This is a genomic window from Vibrio sp. TMPB1044 (assembly GCF_030442075.1).
GTDB classification, from domain to species: Bacteria; Pseudomonadota; Gammaproteobacteria; order Enterobacterales; family Vibrionaceae; genus Vibrio; species Vibrio satsumensis.
The window spans coordinates 1-3,828 of record NZ_JAUJED010000096.1 but is presented as its reverse complement, the minus strand read 5'-3'; the positions used below and the strand labels follow the sequence as shown (position 1 = coordinate 3,828).

Genomic DNA, 3,828 nt, shown 5'->3' with positions numbered 1-3,828 from the left:
GAAGATGAAGTAAGGGTTGTAGGTAGAGTTGCGTTAGTAATGGAAAAGCGTTAACTGTTGCACTCATCTGTTTAAGAGCACTCGCAACTAATTTGATTCCGATACTTAACAGCCTATTATCACCCAGGCCTCGGGGGAATGGCACTAACACTTTCGCATACAAACAAAAAAGGCTGCCTTATGGCAGCCTTCTTCTTTGGCTCGTTGTGCAACCTCTAAGTGGTTGTCATTACTGAGGGCTCCTGACGGGATAAGTACCAATCGATTCTGTCGTATTACTTCATTCTAGTTGTCGTTGATACTTTTCGCCTTACACTTCGATATTCAGTGATTGTGACTTCTTAATCCTGAGCTCTTTGGTGCTGAGATTTTCTTCCTTCCAGATGTTTTTAATCGTACCGATACTCACGGTGATATTGTGGCTCTGTTGCAAAGTTCGTCTAATCAGCTAATCTTTTCTGTTTTTAGGCTAGCTCGCTCATGACACTCTTTAAGTATCGACAATTTTCCTATGACATCATCATTTGGGCTGTACGTGGGTATTGTAAATACGGGATAAGCTATCGAGAGCTCGAAGAGATGCTCTGTGAACGGGGTGTCAATGTAGATCACAGTACGATTTATCGTTGGGTTCAACGTTATGCGCCTGAAATTGAAAAACGATTACGATGGTACTGGAAACCTAAAATGGGGTTGAATTGGCAAGTGGATGAAACCTACATCAAAGTGAAAGGAAAATGGGTGTACCTGTATCGTGCTATTGATAAGAAAGCCCATACTGTCGATTTCTATTTATCACCTAGACGCAATGCTAAAGCGGCGAAACGCTTTTGGGTAAGGCGTTGAAAGGACTCAAGTGCTGGTAGTCGCCCTCCGCCATCAATACCGACAAGGCCGCTTCCTATGGGGTCGCCATCACGGAATTAAAGAAAGAAGGTCAATGCCCTGAAGCGCTTGAACATAGGCAAATTAAATACCTGAACAATGCAGTAGAAGCCGATCATGGAAAACTGAAAAGGCTCATCAATCCAGTCAGAGGATTTAAAACAATGAAGACGGCTTATGCCACTATCAAAGGATTTGAAGTGATGCACATGTTTAAAAAAGGCCAGTTCAATATCTGGTTATCAGGTCAAGGAATAGCAGGAGAGATCCGTCTAATCACCAATGCATTGGTGAACTATTAATCATTATTCAGATAACCGGAGCACTGTCGGTTAGGCTCAATCTTTGCAACAGAGCCGAGCATGGTTTAAAACTCCTGCTTCTCATAACTGATAAATAATACGTATTTAAGCTATGTTAGACAGAATCAAACCTAAGTCGGTAATGAAAACTTTTGAATAATTTGGGGATATTTTACCGCTATAGAGCTAGGTCAAAGCGCTAAGCTTTTCCGAAACAACCTGTTCGACTCCTTACTTGGCTTGATGGACGTACAAACCAAAGAATACCGAGAGGAACAAGATATCTTCGCACCATGTCGATAGTGCTTTTTTCTTGAACTTAAGTGCGAACTTGAATAAGTAACGGGTAAGCTCCTCTTGCCTTAACCAATTAATTCATCACCTCTAAAAAGAAAAGGCCTCGGTCTTTTCTTTTTTTATCCATCGCTAACGTGACGCTAGAGTGCTAATTTATAATCACGACACAATGAGCGATATTTGTTAGAAAAACAAAGAGAGAGTCCATGCTAGTCACAAAGACAATAAACTATCTCCTCATTAAACTGACTCAAGATGACTCTTAAATCGCGTCTTCATTGCAATCGTTAATTTAATAAAATCAAATATTTATATCATTTAGAAGTTCAGCAATATCACTAAGGACAGCGAATGGACGCTTTCATAATTTCAAGCTGGCAATTTTCTGAGGGTGTGGCACATGAACACACCACTAGCCCAACCCCATTCGAGCAATCAACTTGGTACCACTGCCAAAGAGATGCTGAAGGGTTGAGAGAATGGCTCCACAGTAATACGGTTCCAAATGCCATCATCGATTCATTACTCACAGACGACACTCGTCCTCGATTTGAGCAGTTTGGTCACGACTGCTTTTTGATGATCTTGCGAGGCATTAACTTAAACGAAGGTGCGAATCCTGACGATATGTTGAGCTTACGCATCTTATGGTACAAAGGCACCTTAATCTCGACACGTAAAGTTCCTTCGAAAGCGGTCAGTAATCTAATATCCGATCTAAAACAAAACCAAGGTCCAACATCATTACCTGATGTCTTACTGGGAATGATCCGTGGAATTAACCATTACATATCAAGCTTCTTGACTCCCGTCGAACAACTGATTGATGAGCTAGAGTCTGAATCTCATATCGATATTAAGTCCATCAATGCTCTGCATTCAAGGCTACTTAGGCTAAGGCGCTATTTGAAGCCACAGAAATACGTTTTTGAGGATTTAATGATTGAACTGCCAGCTCCATTGAGTAAGCACAACAGTCATATAAAGAACAGCCTTGATACCATACTCAGGATTAACGAGTCGGTTGAGTTTTATATCGATCAAATTAATGTATTTTTGGCCAGTCGAAGTCAGCTACAAGCTGAGAAAATGAATAGAAATACGTACCTATTTTCTATTATTGCGGGTATTTTCCTCCCTGCCGGATTTTTTACCGGTTTACTCGGGGTCAATATTGCTGGTATCCCAGGAACAGACAACCCCATGGCGTTTCCACTATTTTGTGTTGGACTGCTCACGGTCGTGGCGATTGAAGTCATTATTTTGAAAAAATTGAGGTTTATTTAATGGTTGAGTTTTTGCAATCCAATATGTGGCTTAAGCAAGTAAGTTTAGGTTTGCTGCTTATCGTTGTGTATTGGGTGATAAAACGCTTGGGGAAGAACTGGATAGAAACATTAGCGGAAAATAAGCGGGTCGAGTTGAAGCGGAAGCAGTTCGTGATCAAGTGTTTCAATATCGTTCTATTTCTACTCTTCATCGCTGTGTTTACGATTGTTCTTAACTTGGGCTTTGGTGATATTTCGCTGTTCTTGTCATCCATATTCGCGGTGTTGGGTGTCGCTTTATTCGCGCAATGGTCGATTCTAAGTAACCTCACAGCCAGCGTACTAATATTTTTCGTATTCCCTTATCGCATTGGTGACAGAGTAAGAGTCGCGGAGAAAGACGAAGATATCAGCGGTGTGATCATCGATATTACCATGTTCCACGTTATTCTTCGACACAGTTCGGGCAACATTATCACCTACCCTAATAACCTGATCCTACAAAAAGGCGTGATAAAGGTTTTAGTTGAACCTGAGTTAAACAATGAATCTGTCGACTCAAAGCTCATCACAGCTAAAGAAACAAAAAAGTAACACGCCCTGCTCAAGCTCCTCATTAGTAATGATCAACAGAGGGCAACATTTTTTGCCCTCTTTCAATTAATAGCAACTCTTCGGCTCTGTTGCAAAGTTCGTCGAGACTTGTTGAGCAAGGTAGTGGCACTATTGATACTGATTTTACCCTCGATAATTTTGCAAATGATATCGACAGTAAACTGGGATTTAGAATCCATATAGAACATCCTTAGCCCCTTCTAAAGTTTAATTAATTACTTTAAAAAGTAAGCCAATTTAGTCCCGTCAAAATCCCTCGGTAGTTATTGCAATGACAAAGTCGCTTGGTAATTAAGGTACGACAGAATCGCTTGGTGAGCACATTGTATTTCACACAAACCGTACTTCTCACACAACTCGTATTTGTCGGATAGGCGACACCTGTTACCAGATGCCGCCCTCCTAAGAACCGTACGTGCAACTTTCACTGCATACGGCTCAAGCCTCCACTAAGGCGTTAT

The 3,828-nt window shown here is 41.1% G+C and carries 2 protein-coding genes and 1 pseudogene; all 3 read left to right on the top strand.

The window, feature by feature from the left end:
* Positions 1-480 precede the first annotated feature (480 nt).
* The 3 genes and pseudogenes from QQ041_RS24090 to QQ041_RS24080 all read left to right on the top strand — a co-directional run bounded on the left by QQ041_RS24090 (position 481) and on the right by QQ041_RS24080 (position 3,346).
* Positions 481-1,187 (top strand): annotated as a pseudogene (locus tag QQ041_RS24090) (IS6 family transposase).
* A 648-nt stretch (positions 1,188-1,835) separates the two neighbouring features.
* On the top strand, positions 1,836-2,771 hold the full coding sequence (locus QQ041_RS24085; RefSeq protein ID WP_285955212.1) for a CorA family divalent cation transporter: 936 nt from the start codon (positions 1,836-1,838) through the stop codon (positions 2,769-2,771).
* The gene (locus tag QQ041_RS24080; protein WP_136995616.1) at positions 2,771-3,346 is read left to right on the top strand and encodes a mechanosensitive ion channel family protein; all 576 of its coding nucleotides are present in this window, start codon (positions 2,771-2,773) and stop codon (positions 3,344-3,346) included. Before QQ041_RS24085 ends, QQ041_RS24080 begins: the two co-directional genes overlap by 1 nt.
* The last annotated feature ends 482 nt before the right edge of the window (positions 3,347-3,828 follow it).